The 18,370-nt window shown below is 70.8% G+C and carries 16 protein-coding genes; 11 read left to right on the top strand and 5 right to left on the bottom strand.

Annotation, left to right across the window (positions count from 1 at the left end):
- Positions 1-218: 218 nt before the first annotated feature.
- Both AB0M27_RS14845 and AB0M27_RS14850 read left to right on the top strand, forming a co-directional pair.
- Positions 219-1,205: an ATP-binding cassette domain-containing protein gene (locus AB0M27_RS14845; RefSeq protein ID WP_365721593.1), complete on the top strand. Its 987-nt coding sequence runs from the start codon at positions 219-221 to the stop codon at positions 1,203-1,205.
- The gene (locus AB0M27_RS14850) at positions 1,202-2,059 is read left to right on the top strand and encodes an ABC transporter permease (protein ID WP_365721595.1); all 858 of its coding nucleotides are present in this window, start codon (positions 1,202-1,204) and stop codon (positions 2,057-2,059) included. Before AB0M27_RS14845 ends, AB0M27_RS14850 begins: the two co-directional genes overlap by 4 nt.
- Before the next feature lie 106 nt (positions 2,060-2,165).
- Here the strand turns inward: AB0M27_RS14850 and greA are convergent, their stop codons facing one another.
- Positions 2,166-2,666 carry a transcription elongation factor GreA gene (greA, locus tag AB0M27_RS14855; protein WP_365721597.1) on the bottom strand — a complete coding sequence of 167 codons (501 nt, stop codon included), beginning with the start codon at positions 2,664-2,666 and terminating at the stop codon, positions 2,166-2,168.
- A gap of 194 nt (positions 2,667-2,860) precedes the next feature.
- Entirely contained in the window at positions 2,861-3,259 is a 399-nt protein-coding gene (locus AB0M27_RS14860) for a DUF4307 domain-containing protein (RefSeq protein WP_365721599.1), read from the bottom strand.
- A 124-nt stretch (positions 3,260-3,383) separates the two neighbouring features.
- Between AB0M27_RS14860 and mca the strand changes: the two genes are divergently transcribed.
- Positions 3,384-4,244 carry a mycothiol conjugate amidase Mca gene (mca, locus tag AB0M27_RS14865; protein WP_365721936.1) on the top strand — a complete coding sequence of 287 codons (861 nt, stop codon included), beginning with the start codon at positions 3,384-3,386 and terminating at the stop codon, positions 4,242-4,244.
- Positions 4,237-4,476, top strand: coding sequence for a hypothetical protein (locus AB0M27_RS14870; RefSeq protein ID WP_365721601.1), 240 nt, complete (start codon positions 4,237-4,239; stop codon positions 4,474-4,476). The genes mca and AB0M27_RS14870 overlap by 8 nt, the downstream gene beginning before the upstream one ends.
- Before the next feature lie 8 nt (positions 4,477-4,484).
- Here AB0M27_RS14870 and AB0M27_RS14875 read toward each other — a convergent pair whose 3' ends face one another.
- Entirely contained in the window at positions 4,485-7,688 is a 3,204-nt protein-coding gene (locus AB0M27_RS14875; RefSeq protein WP_365721938.1) for a tetratricopeptide repeat protein, read from the bottom strand.
- A 95-nt stretch (positions 7,689-7,783) separates the two neighbouring features.
- Between AB0M27_RS14875 and AB0M27_RS14880 the strand changes: the two genes are divergently transcribed.
- Positions 7,784-8,065 (top strand): pyridoxamine 5'-phosphate oxidase family protein, encoded by a 282-nt coding sequence (locus tag AB0M27_RS14880; RefSeq protein ID WP_365721603.1) that lies wholly within the window; start codon positions 7,784-7,786, stop codon positions 8,063-8,065.
- Positions 8,066-8,224: 159 nt separating this feature from the next.
- On the opposite strand, the gene AB0M27_RS14885 is transcribed toward AB0M27_RS14880, so the two are convergent.
- A complete protein-coding gene (locus AB0M27_RS14885; RefSeq protein WP_365721605.1) occupies positions 8,225-8,614 on the bottom strand; it encodes a hypothetical protein in 390 nt (129 codons plus the stop codon).
- Between the two features lie 140 nt (positions 8,615-8,754).
- Between AB0M27_RS14885 and AB0M27_RS14890 the strand changes: the two genes are divergently transcribed.
- From AB0M27_RS14890 to AB0M27_RS14915, 6 genes are all read left to right on the top strand, one after another.
- Positions 8,755-9,405 (top strand): helix-turn-helix domain-containing protein, encoded by a 651-nt coding sequence (locus AB0M27_RS14890; protein ID WP_365721607.1) that lies wholly within the window; start codon positions 8,755-8,757, stop codon positions 9,403-9,405.
- Positions 9,386-11,425 carry a thioredoxin domain-containing protein gene (locus AB0M27_RS14895; RefSeq protein ID WP_365721609.1) on the top strand — a complete coding sequence of 680 codons (2,040 nt, stop codon included), beginning with the start codon at positions 9,386-9,388 and terminating at the stop codon, positions 11,423-11,425. Before AB0M27_RS14890 ends, AB0M27_RS14895 begins: the two co-directional genes overlap by 20 nt.
- Before the next feature lie 215 nt (positions 11,426-11,640).
- A complete protein-coding gene (locus tag AB0M27_RS14900; protein WP_365721611.1) occupies positions 11,641-12,909 on the top strand; it encodes a glycosyltransferase in 1,269 nt (422 codons plus the stop codon).
- A complete protein-coding gene (locus AB0M27_RS14905; protein ID WP_365721613.1) occupies positions 12,906-14,552 on the top strand; it encodes a glycosyltransferase family 39 protein in 1,647 nt (548 codons plus the stop codon). The genes AB0M27_RS14900 and AB0M27_RS14905 overlap by 4 nt, the downstream gene beginning before the upstream one ends.
- On the top strand, positions 14,549-15,718 hold the full coding sequence (locus tag AB0M27_RS14910; protein WP_365721615.1) for a glycosyltransferase family 2 protein: 1,170 nt from the start codon (positions 14,549-14,551) through the stop codon (positions 15,716-15,718). Before AB0M27_RS14905 ends, AB0M27_RS14910 begins: the two co-directional genes overlap by 4 nt.
- A complete protein-coding gene (locus tag AB0M27_RS14915; protein WP_365721617.1) occupies positions 15,715-18,126 on the top strand; it encodes a galactose oxidase early set domain-containing protein in 2,412 nt (803 codons plus the stop codon). The genes AB0M27_RS14910 and AB0M27_RS14915 overlap by 4 nt, the downstream gene beginning before the upstream one ends.
- Here the strand turns inward: AB0M27_RS14915 and AB0M27_RS14920 are convergent.
- Entirely contained in the window at positions 18,113-18,364 is a 252-nt protein-coding gene (locus tag AB0M27_RS14920; protein WP_365721619.1) for a hypothetical protein, read from the bottom strand. The two genes, AB0M27_RS14915 and AB0M27_RS14920, sit on opposite strands and share 14 nt — an antisense overlap.
- Between the last annotated feature and the right edge of the window lie 6 nt (positions 18,365-18,370).

Here is an 18,370-nt window from a genome sequence, read left to right on the forward strand (position 1 = left end):
TGCTGGCTCCCGGCTCCCGCTTCCGGGGGTCTGGACCCCATCGGTCACTCGTTCGAGTCAAACTCCGATCCAGCTCATTGAGAGACGCGATACATCGCGTTATGGTGTGGACGTCGCCGGTCGTCAGCCCGCAGGAAACCGCGGGCGGACCGGGGGCGCGCAAACCCAGCCTTTCCGAAGAATCCCGGACGACGATCCCCGACGACGTGGAGACAGACATGCCAGGCGCCATTCATGCCGAAGGCCTGGTGAAGACCTTCGGCGACGTAAGGGCCCTAGACGGCGTAGACCTGGACGTGCCGGAGGGCACGGTCCTCGGCCTCCTGGGGCCGAACGGCGCCGGCAAGACGACGACCGTCCGCTGCCTGACGACCTTGCTGCGCCCCGACAGCGGCAAGGCGGTCGTCGCGGGCGTGGACGTGCTGAAGGACCCCGACGCCGTACGCCGCTCCATCGGCCTGTCCGGCCAGTTCGCGGCGGTCGACGAGTATCTGACCGGCCGGGAGAACCTGGTGATGGTCGGGCAGCTCTACCAGATGAAGGGCAAGGCGGCGAAGGCACGCGCGGCGGAGCTGCTGGAGCAGTTCAACCTCGCGGACGCCGCCGACCGCCCCGCCAAGACCTACTCCGGGGGCATGCGCCGCCGGCTCGACCTCGCCGCGGCCCTCGTGGTCTCGCCGCCGGTGATGTTCATGGACGAGCCGACGACCGGCCTGGACCCGCGCAACCGCCAGCAGCTGTGGGAGGTCATCAAACAGCTCGTCTCCGGCGGTACGACCCTGCTGCTCACCACCCAGTACCTGGAGGAGGCCGACCACCTCGCCCACGACATCGCGGTGGTCGACCACGGCCGGGTCATCGCCAAGGGCACCTCCGACCAGCTCAAGGCCCGCACCGGCGGCGAGCGCGTCGAGGTCGTGGTGCACGAGCGCGACCACATGACGAGCGCCACCGAGGTGCTGCGCGGCTTCGGCAAGGGCGAGGTCACGGTCGAGGTGCACACCCGCAAGCTCACGGTCCCGGTGACCGGCGGCGCCAAGCTGCTCGCCGAGATCATCCGCGAGCTGGACACCCGCGGGATCGAGATCGACGACATCGGGCTGCGCCGCCCCACCCTCGACGACGTCTTCCTGTCGCTGACGGGACACGTGGCCGAGATCCCCGCCCAGGACGACGAGGCGACCGCCAAGGAGGCCGTGAAATGAGCGCCGTCAGCGAAGCCGTGCGGGTGGCCCCGCCCGGCAACCCCATCAGCCGCTCCTTCCGCGACTCGATGGTCGTGGCGAAGCGGAACCTCATCCGTATGTCGCGGATCCCCGAGATGATCATCTACGGGCTGATCCAGCCGATCATGTTCGTGGTGCTGTTCACCTACGTCTTCGGCGGTTCCATGCAGATCGGCGGCAGCACCAGCGCCGTCGACTACAAGAACTTCCTCATGGCGGGCATCTTCGCGCAGACCGTCACGTTCGCCACCGCAAGTTCCGGCGCCGGAATCGCCGACGACATGCACAAGGGGCTCATCGACCGGTTCCGCTCCCTGCCGATGGCACGCGGCGCGGTGCTGACCGGGCGCACTCTCGCCGACCTGGTGCAGACGGCCGTGACCCTGGTCGTGCTCGCCGTGGTCGCCCTGCTGGTCGGCTGGCGCGTGGGGTCCGACGGCGACACGAACGCCGGCAAGGTGCTCGCCGCCTTCGGTCTGCTGCTCCTGCTCGGCTACGCGTTCACCTGGATCGGCGCCCTGATCGGCATGTCCGTGCGGACCCCCGAGGCGGCCACGTCCAGCGGACTGATCTGGCTGTTCCCGGTGACGTTCATCTCGAACGCCTTCGTGGAGCCGGCCCATATGACGCCGTGGCTGCGGCACATAGCCGAGTGGAACCCCTTCAGTGCCACCGCGCAGGCCTGCCGCGTGCTCTTCGCCAACCCCGGCCGGTCCACCTCGCACGCCTGGCCCATGGAGCACCCGGTCTGGGCGTCGCTGATCTACTCGGTCCTGATCATCGCCGTCTTCCGCAGCCTCGCGGTCCGCAAGTACCGCTCGGCCACCGCCTGACGGCTCCGGGCAGGACTTCGGGCGCGCCTTGGGGCATGGGAAAGCCCCCGGTGCCGGGCGGGATCCGCCGGGCGCCGGGGGCTAGAGGTCACATGAGGTGGGTGGATCAGCCCGAGTACGGCTCGGCCTTCAGGATCCGCACCGAGGCCTTCTTGCCGTTCGGCAGTTCGTACTCCGCGTCCTCACCGACCTTGTGGCCGATGACGCCGGCGCCCAGCGGGGACTGCGGCGAGTACGTCTCGATGTCGGCGCTCGCGTACTCGCGGGAGGCGAGCAGGAACGTCATCGTGTCGTCCTCGTCACCGTCGAAGGCGATCGTGACGACCATGCCCGGCGCGACGGCACCGTCGGTGGAGGCCGGGGCCTCGCCCACCTTGGCGTTCTCGAGAAGCTGGGTCAGCTGCCGCACGCGCAGCTCCTGCTTGCCCTGCTCCTCTTTGGCCGCGTGATACCCGCCGTTCTCACGCAGGTCGCCCTCCTCGCGCGCGGCCGCGATCTTGGCGGCGATCTCCGTGCGCGCAGGACCAGTAAGGTACTCAAGCTCGTCCTTGAGCTTGTTGTACGCCTCCTGGGTCAGCCAGGTGACGTTCTCGCTGGTCTGGGTCACAGGGTGCTCCTCGTCGGTACTGGGAATACAAAGCATCGCCCTACCCAGAAGAATGTTCCCTCTTGGATGGGCGAAACCACGAGCCTAACAATTCAAGGCCGGAAGGGGGAGGACATAAGGCATCAGAATCACATCAACGCAGGTCAGCGTGTACGTATTCCGGGTGAAGTCGGGAAGTGTCCGGCCGGCCCCGGTCAGCTGGTATGGCAGCCGAGCAGCTCGGCCGTGGTGCCCTTCGCCGTCGTACGCAGCGTGACGACCTTGTCGATACGCGTGGCCGACCCGGTGAAGCGAAAGTCGGCCCGGCCCACCTCGGAGCCGTCCGCCGCCTGGGAGCGCAGGGTGCAGTAGCCCGAGGTGCCGGAGTCCTTGTGGACCTCCAGATGCACCTCGACCGCGTTGTCCGTCGCGTCGAAGGCGATCACCTGGGCGCTGATCTTGCTCTCCACGACATAGTGGTAGGCGAAGTAACCGACCAGTGCGAGCAGGGCCGCGCCGAGCACCGCACCGGCGACCTTGAGCTTGCGGTCCGCACGCTCGTCCGAGGAACGGCCGTAGCGGCCCTCGGGCAGCCGCGCGCTCGCCGTACTCATGATCGTCCTCTCCGCGGAATTATTCGCCCCCCGATTCCGTCACTATAGAAGCCGCCGACTGCGCCCGGAGCCACGGGGGCGCCGACTTACCGAGGATTGAGTCTTGACTGACCAGTTGCGACTGATGGCCGTTCACGCGCACCCCGACGACGAGTCGAGCAAGGGCGCGGCCACCATGGCGAAGTACGTGTCCGAGGGGGTGGACGTGCTGGTGGTGACGTGCACCGGCGGAGAACGCGGGTCCATCCTCAATCCGAAGCTCCAGGGCGACACGTACATCGAGGAGCACATCCACGAGGTACGCAAGAAGGAGATGGACGAGGCCCGCGAGATTCTCGGGGTCAAGCAGGAGTGGCTCGGCTTCGTCGACTCCGGGCTGCCCGAGGGCGACCCGCTGCCGCCGCTGCCCGAGGGCTGCTTCGCCCTGGAGGACGTCGACAAGGCGGCCGGCGAGCTGGTGCGCAAGATCCGCGCCTTCCGCCCGCAGGTGATCACCACCTACGACGAGAACGGCGGCTACCCGCACCCCGACCACATCATGACCCACAAGATCTCCATGGTGGCGTTCGAGGGCGCGGCGGACACCGAGAAGTACCCGGAGGCCGAGTACGGCCCCGCCTACCAGCCGCAGAAGCTGTACTACAACCAGGGCTTCAACCGCCCCCGCACCGAGGCGCTGCACCAGGCGATGCTCGACCGCGGCCTGGAGTCGCCGTACGGGGAGTGGCTCAAGCGCTGGAGCGAAATCGAGCGCACCGAGCGCACGCTGACCACACACATTCCGTGCGCGGACTTCTTCGAGATCCGCGACAAGGCGCTGATCGCGCACGCCACGCAGATCGACCCCGACGGCGGCTGGTTCCGGGTGCCGATGGAGCTGCAGAAGGAGGTCTGGCCGACGGAGGAGTACGAGCTGGCGAAGTCGCTCGTGGACACCTCCCTCCCCGAGGACGACCTCTTCGCGGGCATCCGCGACAATGCCTGACATGAGCGCAAGCGTGAGCCTGGCAGTGACGCACCTCGTCCCCCTCGCCAAGGAGGTCGACGAGAACAAGGTCACCCCCGGCGTCCTCGGCTTCATCGTCTTCGCGGTGATGGCCCTGGCGGTCTGGGGCCTGATGAAGTCGATGAGCAAGCACATGAACAAGGTCGACTTCAAGGAGTCCCCGGACCCGGAGGCCGAGCAGAAGGCCGACTCCGCCGCGCGGCGGGGCTGACCCGGACCTCAGCGCCCCGCCGGTACCGCCACCCCCATCACCTCCCGGGCGTGGCGGTCCGGCGTCATGCGCAGGCGCCAGGCCTGCCAGCCGTCCTCCAGGCTGACCCCGCGTTCCAGCAGCAGGGCGTAGGCCGGGACGTAGTCGGCCAGCTTCTCGTCCCGCAGGGGATGGCCCGCGCGAGCCAGCTGGGCCAGCTCCTCCTGTGCGACCGCCGTGCCCACCTCCACCCCGCCGGGCGCCGCATAGGGCAGCAGGGTGCAGCGCAGGAACCTGGCCCAGTCCTCGCCGCGCCGGTCGCCGTAGGACGCGAACAGATCCAGCGCCTCGTCGGCCAGGGCGAGCGCGGCCTGAGTACGGGCGTTGCCCGCGTCGACCACCGCCAGCTCCAGGCAGGTCCACGCCTCGCCGTGGGCCACGCCGATCCGCTGGAAGTCGGCGCGGGCGTCCACCAGGAGCTGCCGGGCGAAGCCGGAGTTGCGCAGCGAGCCGGTCTGCGCGGCCCGCTGGTCGCGGGTGACCCGCGCCGAGTGGTGCCGGGCGCAGGCCAGGCCGTAGACGTCCCGCATCCGGGAGAACATCGTGCGGGACCGTTCCAGGTCGCGCACCGCCACATCAAGGTCGCCGGCCTCCTCCAGCGCCTGGCCCAGGTAGTACAGCGTCCACGCCTCGCCGCGCGCGTCCTCGTTCTCCCGGTGCCGGGCGGCGGCCTGCCTGAGGCTGTCCACGGCCGGTGAGGCGTCGCCGGCCACCAGACGGGCCCGGGCCAGCTGGGTCAGCGCCCAGGCCTCGCCGCGTGCGTCCTGCGTACGGCCGTACCGCTCCAGGGCCGCCCGCAGCTCCGACTCCGCGCGCGGCACGTCCCCCATCCGCAGCGCCAGCTGGCCGAGCTGGAAGTGCGCCCAGGCCTCGCCGTGCACCGAGCCGCCCTCGCGGTGCAGCACCAGGGAGCGGGTCAGCAGCTCCAGCGCCTCCGCGAGCCGGGCCCGGTCCCGCTGGACGGCGGCCAGGGCGTGCATCGTCCAGGCCCGGTCCGTGGCCAGCTCCGGCGCCGCCTGCAGATCCAGCGCCTCCTGCAGCTTGGCCGCGGCCTCGGTGAGATTGCCCTGGTGATGCAGGGTGATCCCGAGCGAGCCCAGGGCGCGGGCCGCCCCCGCGTCATGGTGCGCCTCCCGGTACAGGTCCACCACCGAGGCCAGCGTGGCGCGCGCCTTGTCCAGCTCGCCCAGCTGCCGGGCCGCGATACCGGTGCGCCACTGCACCGAGCGCACCAGCAGCCCCTGGTCCACGGCCTGCGCCAGTTCGCTGATCTCCCCGAGCCGGTACAGGTCGCCGCGCAGCAGGCAGTAGTCGCAGAGCGCGCCCAGCAGGTTCTGCACCGCTCTCTGGTCCACGCCCTCCGCGTGGCGCAGGGCCGCGGTGATGAAGCTGGACTCGTCGTCCAGCCAGCGCAGTGCCTCGTCCAGCGAGGTGAAGCCGTGCGGGCCGAACTGGTGCGAGCGCGTCGACATGTTCCCGTCGACCAGGCGCAGCACCGAGTCGGCCAGGTCCGCGTAGTTCACGATGAGCCGTTCCTGCGCCGCGGCGCGCTCGGCCGGGTCCTCCTCGTCCAGCAGCCGGGCCTGAGCGAAGACGCGCACCAGGTCGTGCAGCCGGTAGCGGCTGCCGCGCACATGGTCGAGGAGGCCGGCCCGGGCGAGGTCGGCGAGATGCCGCGCGGCCTCGGCCTCGTCCGTGGCGAGCAGGGCGGCGGCCGCCGCGGCGCCCAGCGAGCTCCGGCCCGCGAGCGCGAGCCGGCGCAGCAGCCGGCGCGCTGGCTCCGGCTGGTCGGTGTAGCGCAGCCACAGGGCACGCTCCACCGGCTCCACCGGGCCGTACGCGCCCAGGTCCGTGGCCAGCTGCCGGGGCGAGCGCGGGCCGAGCGCGGAGCCGGCGATCCTGAGCGCCAGCGGCAGCCCGCCGGCGAGGTCCCGGATCCGGTCGGCGGACTCCGCGTCGTACGGACCCGACGCGTCCTCGGCGACGAGGCCGAGCAGTTCCTCGGCGCCCGCCGCGTCCAGTGCCTCGACCGGCAGATCGTGCACCCAGGCCGGCAGGTCCGCCGGCAGGTCCAGGGCCGTACGGGCGGTGACCAGGACCAGGCTGTCGGAGCGCTCGGGGACCAGCGCCCGCACCTGCTCCGGGTCCGAGGCGTCGTCCAGCACGATCGTCACCGGCAGCCCGGACAGATGCTGGTGGTACAGCTCGCCGAGCCGCTTGACCTGCTGGTCGGGGGAGGAGCGCTCCCGGAACAGCAGCTGCTCGCGGGGCGCGCCGAGCCGGTTGAGCAGATGCAGCAGGGCGTCCCGGGTCGCGAGCGGCGCCTCCTCCCGCCGGCCGCCGCGCAGGTCCACGACCACCGCGCCCCGGAAGTGGTCCCGCAGCTCGTGCGCCGCGCGCACCGCGAGCGTGGTCCGGCCCGAGCCGGGCTCGCCGTGCAGCACGACCACCGTGGGCCGGGTCTCCGTGGCCGCCCGGGCGGACTGTGCCCACTGCCGGATCCGCGCCAGCTCCGCCCGGCGCCCCGCGAACGGGCCGTCGGCGTCCGGGAGTTGCCCGAACGACTGCTCCAGCACCGTACGCCGGCGGGCCGCCGCGCTCTTGTCCGCGCCGCGCAGCGCCGGGCCGCCCTTCTTCTTCGGGGCCGTGGAGGCGGTCAGCACCCGCTGCTGGTCGAGGAACGGGCGGATGCCGCGCACCTCGAGCGCCGTCAGCCACTGCAGCCGCAGCTGCTCGGGCCCGCCGGGCTGGCCGGCCGCGCCCGCCCGGTGATGCGCGGCGGGCAGATGGGCGCCGGCCACCTTCACCACGGAGGCGGCGGCACCGACCACGCCCGCGGCGACGCCCGCGCCGACCGCCGTACCGGTACCGGTGCCGAGGGAGAGGTCGGCCGCGGCTGCGGCCACCGCGGCAACGGCCGCCACCAGCAGGGCTGTTCCGGCGCCCTGGCGGGCGTACCGCTGCCCGAAGGTCAGCTGGCCCGCCTCGGTCTCCTCCAGCGCGCGGACGTAGGCCTCGTACTCCTCGCCGGCCGCCCCCGCCATCGCCTCCAGCGCACCGCGCGCCCGCGACAGCAGCAGTTGCCCGTCGATCCGCCCGCCGGAGCGCCGTACCTCCTCCTCGACGGCCCGTACCAGCAGCCGCTCGGCCTCCGCCCGATGGCCGTCCCGCATGTCCCGTCCCCCTCCGGTGACAACTTCCTTGTCCACGAGTGTCCTTCGTGAGGCGCGGAAGTGGGAGGGGTGGTTGTCGGTGGGGAGTTGGGGAGGTGCGGCAACGCCCTTGTGAGCGTGGGCCGTTCGGTGCGAGGGAGTGGCGGCCTACCCGAGGCCGATTCGGTCGACCGGCGGCGCGGGCCGACTTGGGGTCCGGGCGTGACAGTCGCCTCGAACGATGCCGTACGTACGTCGCGACGGCCGCCGGCCGCCGGAAGGAGCGGAACGTCTGCCGGGACGGGCGGGTGAGCCTGACCGTGTACGACCCGGCGGACCCCCTGCGGTACGTCGAGGTGCGCGGCACGGCGACGGTCACCGAGGACGTCGGCCGTTAGCCGGCCGTCAGGCCGGCGGAGCAGTACGAAGGTCCTGGCGCCGGCCAGGAGTACCTGGAGCTGCCACCGGAGGTGACGCGCGTGGTGATACGGATCAGCCCCCTGCGGGTTCTGGGCACGCTCATCGGCTGAGCTCGCTCCGAGGGAGGGCTCCGCCCTTCAGCGCCGGGCGGTCCGCCACTCCTTGCCCACCGCCAGATACCCGCACGCCCCCGCCAGCGCCCCCTCCGCCACCGCGCACAGCAGTGCCTCGGCCAGCGGGGCACCCGTGCCCGCCGTCGTTATGTCGAACCAGGCGTCCAGCACCGCCACCGACGCCGTCGCCGAAGCCGTCAGGCGCGCCCTCGGGTCTCCGCGCAGGCCGAGTAAGGCCGTTGTGGCGCAGCCCGTGGCCATGAGGACGTCGAGGCCGATCCAGGCCAGGGGCCAGTTGCCGACCTCCGTGCTGTCCGGCAGGGTCAAGGCCAGCACCACCATCCACGGCACCAGCAGGACCGCCGCCGCCCCCAGCAGGACCCAGGGCCACTTCTTCCGCACGGTCTCGGTCACCCTCACCCTCACGCCCACGTCCGCCCCCTCTCGTCGTTCCTTCGACCGCCTCCACCACCGTAGACCGCAGAGAAAATTCTGCAAAGAAATCTCGGCATACATCGGGGACTTCTCAGGGTTCTCAGGGCTACCGTGACCGCATGACCGACGGCCTGCCCGAGATGACCAGCCTGGAGCGCACCGCTCTCTACAAGTCCCTCGGCAACCCGCTGCGCCGCCGGATCCTCGAGTACCTCGGCCGGCACGGCGAGGCGAACTCCACCGTTCTCGCCCGCGAACTCGGCGAGAGCTCCGGCACCACCAGCTACCACCTGCGCAAACTCGCCGAGCAGCGGCTCATCGAGGAGATCCCGGAAAAGTCCGGCGGGCGGGAGAGATGGTGGCGGGCACTGCCCTTCCGGCACACCACGCCCGACCCCGCCACGATGACCCCCGAGGAGTACGCGGCCGCCGCCCAGCTCGCCCATCTGAAGATCGAGTTCGACACCGCCCTGTACCGCCGCGCCCACGAGCAGTACCGCGGCCCCGGGGGCTGGGCCCAGGTCCAGCGCCACGGCACCTGGCTGACCAGGGAGGAACTGCTCGCCTTCATGCGGGAGTACCACGCCCTGCTCGACCGGTACGGCCGCCCCCGCGATGAGGCTCCCGAAGGGGCGCGCCCGATGCTCATGCGTTTCTACGCGGTGCCCGAGCCGGAGAGCCACGAGCCGGACATCCACGCCGTCCCCGAGCCCGTGGGAGAGTCGAACGGTCCCGTGGGAGAGTGGAACGGTGAACCGACTGGCCCATGAGACGTCCCCGTATCTCCTCCAGCACTCCGACAACCCCGTCGACTGGTGGCCCTGGTCGGCCGAGGCCTTCGACGAGGCCCGCAAGACGAACAGACCCGTTCTGCTGAGCGTCGGATACAGCAGCTGTCACTGGTGTCATGTCATGGCTCACGAGTCCTTCGAGGACCGGGCCACCGCCGACTACCTCAACGAGCACTTCGTCAGCGTCAAGGTGGACCGCGAGGAACGCCCCGACGTGGACGCCGTCTACATGGAGGCCGTACAGGCCGCCACCGGGCAGGGCGGCTGGCCCATGACCGTCTTCCTCACCCCGGACGCCGAGCCCTTCTACTTCGGGACCTACTTCCCGCCCGCGCCCCGGCACGGCATGCCCTCCTTCCGGCAGGTGCTGGAGGGTGTGCAGCAGGCCTGGAGCACCCGCCGGGACGAGGTCGCGGAGGTCGCCGGGAAGATCGTGCGCGACCTCGCACAGCGGGAGATCGTCCGGCAGGGCGACCGCGCGCCCGAGGCACAGGAACTCGCGCAGGCGCTGCTCGGGCTGACCCGTGAGTACGACCCGCAGCGCGGCGGATTCGGCGGGGCGCCCAAGTTCCCGCCGTCCATGGTGCTGGAGTTCCTGCTGCGGCATCACGCCCGGACCGGTGCCGAGGGCGCGCTGCAGATGGCGCAGGACACGTGTGAGCGGATGGCCCGCGGGGGCATCTACGACCAGCTCGGCGGCGGGTTCGCCCGGTACTCCGTCGACCGTGACTGGGTCGTGCCGCACTTCGAGAAGATGCTGTACGACAACGCGCTGCTCTGCCGTGTGTACGCGCATCTGTGGCGGGCCACGGGATCGGACCTCGCCCGGCGCGTCGCCCTGGAGACCGCCGACTTCCTCGTGCGCGAACTGCGCACGAGCGACGGCGGGTTCGCGTCGGCGCTCGACGCCGACAGCGACGACGGGAGCGGGCGGCACGTCGAGGGCGCGTACTACGTGTGGACGTCCGAGCGGCTGCGCGCCGTCCTCGGGGACGCGGACGGCGACCTCGCCGCCCAGTACTTCGGCGTGACCGACGAGGGCACCTTCGAGCACGGCCAGTCCGTCCTCCAACTGCCGCAGACCAACAGTGCCTTCGATGCCGAGAAGATCACCTCCATCAGGGAACGGCTCCTCGCCGAGCGCGCCGGACGCCCCGCACCCGGCCGGGACGACAAGGTCGTCGCCGCCTGGAACGGCCTCACCGTCGCCGCGCTCGCCGAGACCGGCGCCTACTTCGACCGGCCCGACCTGGTCGAGGCCGCCCTCGGCGCCGCCGACCTGCTCGTCCGGGTGCACCTCGACGAGCACGCCCGGCTCGCCCGCACCAGCAAGGACGGCCGCGTCGGACCCAACGCGGGCGTGCTGGAGGACTACGCCGACGTCGCCGAGGGCTTCCTCGCGCTCGCGTCCGTGACGGGTGAGGGCGTCTGGCTGGATTTCGCCGGTCTGCTCCTCGACCATGTGCTCGCCCGCTTCACCGACCCCGAGACCGGCGCGCTGTTCGACACCGCGTCGGACGCCGAGCGGCTGATCCGCCGGCCGCAGGACCCCACCGACAACGCCACCCCGTCGGGCTGGACCGCGGCGGCCGGTGCCCTGCTGGGCTATGCCGCGCACACCGGCTCCGAGCCCCACCGGACCGCCGCCGAGCGGGCGCTGGGGATCGTGAAGACCCTCGGGCCGCGCGTGCCCCGGTTCATCGGCTGGGGGCTCGCAGTCGCCGAGGCCCTCCTCGACGGGCCGAAGGAGGTCGCCGTCGTAGGACCGGGGCCCGGCCTCGCGGACGAGAAGACGGCCGCCCTGCACCGTACGGCACTTCTGGGCACCGCTCCCGGTGCCGTCGTCGCCGTCGGCACCGCGGAGAGTGACGAGTTCCCGCTCCTCGCCGACCGGCCCCTGCGGCAAGGCGAACCGACCGCGTACGTCTGCCGTAACTTCACCTGCGACGCGCCGACGACCGATCCGGAACGGCTCCGCGCGTCCCTGAGCAGGCGCTGAGCGTCCAGAAGCCAAGGGCGACGGAAGTATGAACTGTCCGAAACGGAGCACGTGTTCGGATAGATCCCACTACTCGCACCACCGTTCCGAAACAAGCTATTTATCGGAAGAGCTCCCACACTTCACAGATCCCCCTTACTCTCTCCACTGCGGGTCGACGGGTGGTGACTCACCGTCGCCCCCACAGGGGGTAATTGGGGATCTGGGGGGATCTTTTGCTCACGTCTGTCTTCATCGCCGCCGTTTCACTGGCCCTGTTCTGGATGGCGGCGTTCACTTTGTGGTGGCAGATGCACGCGTGGCGTACGCCCGAGGTGCTGGCCTCCACCCGGTTCGGCAGGCCGGACGGCGACGAACACCTGTCGTTCTCCCTGCTGTTGCCCGCCCGGCACGAGCAGGCGGTGCTGGACCACACCATCCAGCGGCTGCTGGAATCCACGCACACCGACTTCGAGATCGTCGTGATCGTCGGGCACGACGACCCGGAGACCACGGAGGTGGCCGAGCAGGCCGCCGCACGGGACGCGCGCGTCCGCGTCGTCGTCGACACCCATGAGAAGAAGAACAAGCCGAAAGCCATGAACACGGCGCTGCCGCACTGCCGCGGTGACGTCGTCGGGGTCTTCGATGCCGAGGACCAGGTCCACCCGGAGCTGCTCGCCCACGTCGACCACGCATTCCGCACCACCGGGGCGGACGTCGTCCAGGGCGGGGTCCAGCTCATCAACTTCCACTCCAGCTGGTACAGCCTGCGCAACTGCCTGGAGTACTTCTTCTGGTTCCGCTCCCGGCTGCACCTGCACGCGCAGAAGGGGTTCATCCCGCTCGGCGGCAACACCGTCTTCGTGCGGACCGGCGTCCTCAGGGAAGCGGACGGCTGGGACCCCGACTGCCTCGCCGAGGACTGCGACCTGGGCGTCCGGCTGTCCAGCGTCGGCAAGAAGGTCGTCGTCGCCTACGACTCCGACATGGTGACCAGGGAGGAGACCCCGGGTTCCCTCATGTCCCTGCTCAAGCAGCGCACCCGCTGGAACCAGGGATTCCTGCAGGTGTACCGGAAGAGGGACTGGAAGCAACTCCCGGGACTCGGGCAGCGGTTGCTCGCCCGGTACACCCTGATGACCCCGTTCATGCAGGCCTTCTCCGGCGTGATCATCCCGCTCAACGCGGCCGTCGCGCTCTTCCTCGACGTGCCCGTCGGGATCGCCTTCCTCACCTTCCTGCCGCTGGTCACCGCGGCCGTCACCTTCGTCTTCGAGGTGGTCGGTCTGCACGACTTCGGCCGGCAGTACGGCCTGAAGGTCCGCCTCGTGCACTACGTGAAGCTCATCGTGGGCGGGCCCTTCTACCAGGTCCTCCTCGCCGGAGCCGCGATCCGTGCCGTCTGGCGCGAGCAACGCGGCCGTAACGACTGGGAGTTGACCACGCACGTCGGCGCGCACCTCACCGCCGCCGAGCCCATCCGAGAGGACGTTCCTGCGTGACCTCCACACTTCCCGCGGTGACCGCAGCGAAGGTCCCCGCGCAGCGCCCGCCTGCGCCCGAAACGCCCTCGACCGGCCGCACCCGGCCGCCGGTACGACTCCGCTCCTCCCGCCCCGACCTGCTGCTCTGCGGTGCCCTGCTCACCGCGATCCTCGTCGTCCAGGGCTGGAACATAGCCGACTACCCGACCCTCAGCGACGACGAGGGCACCTACCTCGCCCAGGCCTGGGCCGTCCAGCAGGGCCGGGGCCTCGCCCACTACACCTACTGGTACGACCACCCGCCGCTCGGCTGGATCCAGATAGCCCTGCTCACCCGGCTCCCCGCGGCGATCAGCCCCGGCTCGATGACCGTCGGCACCATGCGGTCCACCATGCTGCTGGTCAGCGGCGTCAGCGCGGTCCTCGTCTACGTCCTCGGCCGCCGGCTCTCCCTGCCCCGCTGGGCCGCCGGACTCGGCATGGCCCTGTTCGGGCTCTCCCCGCTCGCGGTCGTCCTGAGCCGGGAGATCTTCCTCGACAACATCGCCGTGATGTGGCTGCTGCTGGCCTTCTGCCTCGCCGCCTCGCCCAGCCGCCACCTCTGGCACCACTTCGGCGCGGGCCTCGCCGCCGCCGCGGGCGTGCTCACCAAGGAGACGATGCTCGTCGTCCTGCCCGCCCTGTTCGTCACCATGTGGCGGCACAGCCACCGCGACACCCGCAAGTTCGCCCTCACCGGAGCCGTCACCGGCTGCGCCCTGATCGGCTTCTCCTACCCGCTGTTCGCCCTGCTCAAGGGCGAGCTCTTCCCGGGCACCGGGCACGTCTCCCTGTGGGACGGCATCACCTACCAGATGTCCAGGCCGGGCTCGGGATTCATCCTCGACCGCTCCTCCGGCTCCTACGGCGCCCTGCACTCCTGGCTGTACTACGACCGCGTCCTGCCCCTCGGCGGCCTCGCCGGAGCCCTGCTCCTGCTGTTCACCTGGCGCTGGTCGGTCATCGCCCGCGCCCTCGCCGGACCGGCCTTCACGGTCGCCATCCTGGCCGCGGTGGCCCTGCGCCCGAACGGCTATCTGCCCGCCATGTACGTCATCGGCGCGCTGCCCTTCCTGGCCCTGGTCCTCGCGGGCGGCGCCGCCTCCATCGCCCACGCGGTCCTCCGCAGATGGCGCAAGGAGGCCGAGAACCGGTACCTCACCGGTGGCCGGTACGCGCTCGCCGCCGTCCTGGCCCTCGCCGCCGGCGCCTACGTCGTACCGCACTGGTACGACGGCGACCGCACCGCCGTCACCGCCGACGCCAACAAGCCCTACCGGCAGGCCTCCCACTGGCTCAGCACCGAGGTGGCGGACCCGAAGGACACCCGCGTGCTCGTCGACGACGCCCTCTGGCTGGACCTCGTGCACGCCGGATACCGGCCCGGGCTCGGCGCCATCTGGTTCTACAAGGCCGACCTCGACCCGGCCGTCACGAAGACCATGCCGCACGGCTGGCGGGACATCGACTACGTCGTCGCCTCACCCACCGTCCGCCGCGACGCCAAGGACCTGCCCAATGTGCGGGCGGCGATCCGGCACTCCACGCCGGTCACCACCTTCGGCACCGGACCCGACCGCATCGAGATCCGGCGGATCCAGGCCGTGGGAGGGGCGCGATGAGCGAGTACACCACCCCGGCACAGGGCCTTGACGCCGTGGAGGTCCCCGAGCCCGGCGCCGTCACCATCGTCGTACCGACCTTCAACGAGTCCGCGAACATCCGGCAGCTGCTGCACCGGATCACCGAGTCGGTGCCCACGCGGCTGCCCTGTGAGGTCCTCTTCGTGGACGACTCCACCGACGACACCCTTGAGGTCATCCGCGAGGCCGCCAAGGACTGCCCGTTCCCGGTGGCCGTACTGCACCGCGAGGAACCCCGAGGCGGGCTCGGCGGGGCGGTCGTGGAAGGGCTGAAGGCGGCGACGTCGGAGTGGATCGTCGTCATGGACGGCGACTGCCAGCACCCGCCGTCCCTGGTACCGGAGCTGGTGGCCACCGGCGAGCGGACGAACGCCTCCCTGGTCGTCGCCTCCCGGTACATCGAGGGCGGCAGCCGGGCGGGGCTCGCCGGCGGTTACCGGGTGGCCGTCTCGCGCGGTGCCACCTGGCTCGCCAAGGGACTCTTCCCGCGCAGGCTGCGCGGGATCAGCGACCCGATGAGCGGTTTCTTCGCCATCCGGCGCAGCGCGGTCACCGCCGACGTCCTCAAGCCCCTCGGCTACAAGATCCTGCTGGAGCTGGCCGTCCGCAGCCGGCCGCGCGGGGTCGCCGAGGTGCCGTTCGTCTTCCAGGACCGGTTCGCCGGCGAGTCCAAGTCCAGCGCCCGGGAGGGTTTCCGCTTCCTGCGCCACCTGGCGGGCCTGCGCACCGCGTCCCCGGTCGCCCGCATGGTCGGTTTCGGGCTGATCGGCGCGAGCGGGTTCGTGCCGAACCTCGTCGGGCTGTGGGCACTGACCGCCCTCGGGATGCACTACCTGCCCGCCGAGATCCTCGCCAACCAGCTCGGGGTCGCCTGGAACTTCCTGCTCATCGAGCAGCTGCTGTTCCGCGACCGGCGCGCGCACCGCCGCTGGTGGGACCGGCTCGGCCGGTTCGCGCTGCTGGCCAACGCCGACCTCGTGCTGCGCATCCCGCTGATCGCCCTGCTCGTCGGCCGGTTCGGCATGGGCGCCCTGCCCGCCACCGCGCTCGCGCTGGTCATGACGTTCGTCCTGCGCTTCGTCGGCACCGAGGCGCTGGTCTACCTCCCCCGGCGCCGGGGGAGCCGAGCAAGGAGAGCCGTGTGAGTACGACGACATATCGCAGACGCCGCAGACGGACCGCGCTGGCCGGGGTGGGCGCCCTCACCGCCGGTCTGCTCCTGACCGCACCCCAGCCGGCGGAGGCCGCCAACCTGATCAAGAACCCCGGCTTCGAGACCGCCGGCGGCGACGGCATGCCGTACTGCTGGGAGAAGTCGGGGTGGGGCGACAACGACTTCAGCTTCGAGACGACCCCGGACGCGCACTCCGGGACCAAGGCCATGAAGGTCACGCTGACCCGCCGGGTCGACGGCGACCGCAAGGCGCTGATCACGGAGTCCACGGACTGCGCGCCCGCCGTGTCCGTGGGCAAGCAGTACGACCTGGGACTCTGGTACAAGACCACCACCCCCGACGCCAACATCACCCTCTTCCGGCACGACACGACCGCCGGCTGGCAGTACTGGACCGACCTCAAGACCCTGGACATGGCGTCGGCCTGGACGCAGGCCACGGTCCGCACCCCCGAGGTGCCGGCCGGCACCGACCGCATCACCTGGGGTGTCTCCGTCTACGGCACCGGTTCGGCGACCACCGACGACTACACCATGGACCAGGTGGCGGACCCGCTCCCGCCGGCCCAGTGCACGGGCACGAACGACCAGTGTGCGAACGGCAGTTGGTCGGTCCTGCCGACGCAGAACCCGGTCCGCTCCATGCACTCCGTCGTCCTCGACAACGGCAAGGTGCTGCTGATCGCCGGCTCCGGCAACAGCGAGGAGAACTTCAACGCGGGCACGTTCACGAGCGCGGTGTACGACCCGGCGACCGGCGACTACAAGGTCATCCCCACCCCGAAGGACATGTTCTGCGCGGGCCACGTCCAGCTGCAGGACGGCCGGGTGCTGGTGCTGAGCGGCAACAAGGCGTACCCGGTCGCGGGCGGGCACGGCTACGAGGGGTTCAAGGACTCGTACATCTTCGACCCGAAGACCGAGACCTACAGCAAGACCAACGACCTCAACGACGGCCACTGGTACCCGTCGGCGACCGAGCTGGGCAACGGTGACGTCATCAGCTTCGGCGGGCTCCGCGAGGACTCCACCGGCTCGGTGACCGCGGAGAAGTTCAGTGACGCGCAGAACCAGTGGCTGCCGCTGTGGCAGGTCAACCAGACCTGGTCGTACTGGGGTCTGTACCCGGCGATGATCCTGATGCAGGACGGCCGCCTCTTCTACACGGGCAGCCATGTCTTCGGCAACAACATCCCCGGCACGGGCTCGGCGATCTACGACTACGACGCCAACACGATCACCCAGATCCCGGGCCTGCAGAACAAGGACGAACGGGACCAGTCGGCGAGCGTACTGCTGCCTCCCGCGCAGGATCAGCGGGTGCTGACGATCGGCGGCGGCAACATCGACTCCAACCCGGACGCGGGCCGCCTCACCGACCTGATCGACCTCAAGCAGGCGAACCCGTCGTACGTCGCCGGGCCGCCGATCCCGCAGGGCACGGTCGACCTGGGCAACGGGCCCCAGCCGGAGACCGGCAGCCAGGGCAAGATGTACGTCTCCGCGGTGCTGCTGCCCGACGGCAAGGTGCTGGAGACCGGCGGCGCCCTGCACAACCGGGCCAACCCGGTGTACGAGTCCTCGATCTACGACCCCGGCAGCAACACCTTCGACCCCGTGGCCGCCGACCCCGAGTCCCGCGGCTACCACTCCTCGGCGTTCCTGCTGCCCGACGGCCGGGTGATGGCGACGGGCGACAACCCGGGCAACGGCACCTGGAACCACAACGTGTCGATCTACACCCCGCCCTACCTCTACAAGGGCACCCGGCCGACGATCACCTCGGTGATCAACCAGGAGTGGAAGTACGGTGACACCCAGCGGATCACCGTCGACCGCCCCATCGCCAAGGCGGAGTTGATCCGCCCGGCGGCGGTCACGCATTCGTCCGACCCGAACCAGCGGTTCGTGGACCTGCCGCTGAGCGTGGACGGCGACAACGTGGACCTGAACGTCACCAACAACCCGAACATCGCCCCGCCCGGCTGGTACATGCTCTTCGGGGTGGACGCGGGCGGGGTGCCTTCGGTGGCCAAGTGGGTCCACCTGACGGGCCCGACGGCCCTCGGCGCCGCGTCCCCGCACGTCCACGCCTTCGCCGACTCGCTGTCCGGCAAGGTGTCGGGCCCCGGCAAGAAGAAGACCGCACAGCAGGTCAGCCCGACCATCTCCGGCTGCGACCGGCACTACGGCTCGGCCAACGTGTGCGTGCCGACGGTGTTCCCGCCGCAAGTGAAGAGGACGACGGCTGCTCGGTGTGCCTGGCTTCAGCAGAACAACTACGGCCGGCTGAGGGTGAACGGCGCCGACGATCCCCTGGTGCTGGACCGGAACCGGGACGGGGTGGCGTGCGGGAAGGGGGACGTCAGGCGCCGCTGAGGATCAGCGCCCCGAGGGTGAGCTGAGCACCCCACTGCACGAACACGGCCCAGAGCCTGGCGTACGTCCACCGGGCTCTGGGCCGTACCAGTGCCGCCAGACCGGCGAACACCGCCGGCCAGAAGGCGCCGTAGAGGGCGTGGCCGGGGATCGTCGAGCACTGCTCGCCGTACTGCAGGCATGCTGCGGGGTGAGCGTCACTTGCCGCGGAGTCGTGGTGTTCATGACCCCATCCCACCGCGCC

The organism is Streptomyces sp. NPDC052107 (assembly GCF_040680215.1).
In the GTDB taxonomy this organism is placed as follows: Bacteria; Actinomycetota; Actinomycetes; order Streptomycetales; family Streptomycetaceae; genus Streptomyces.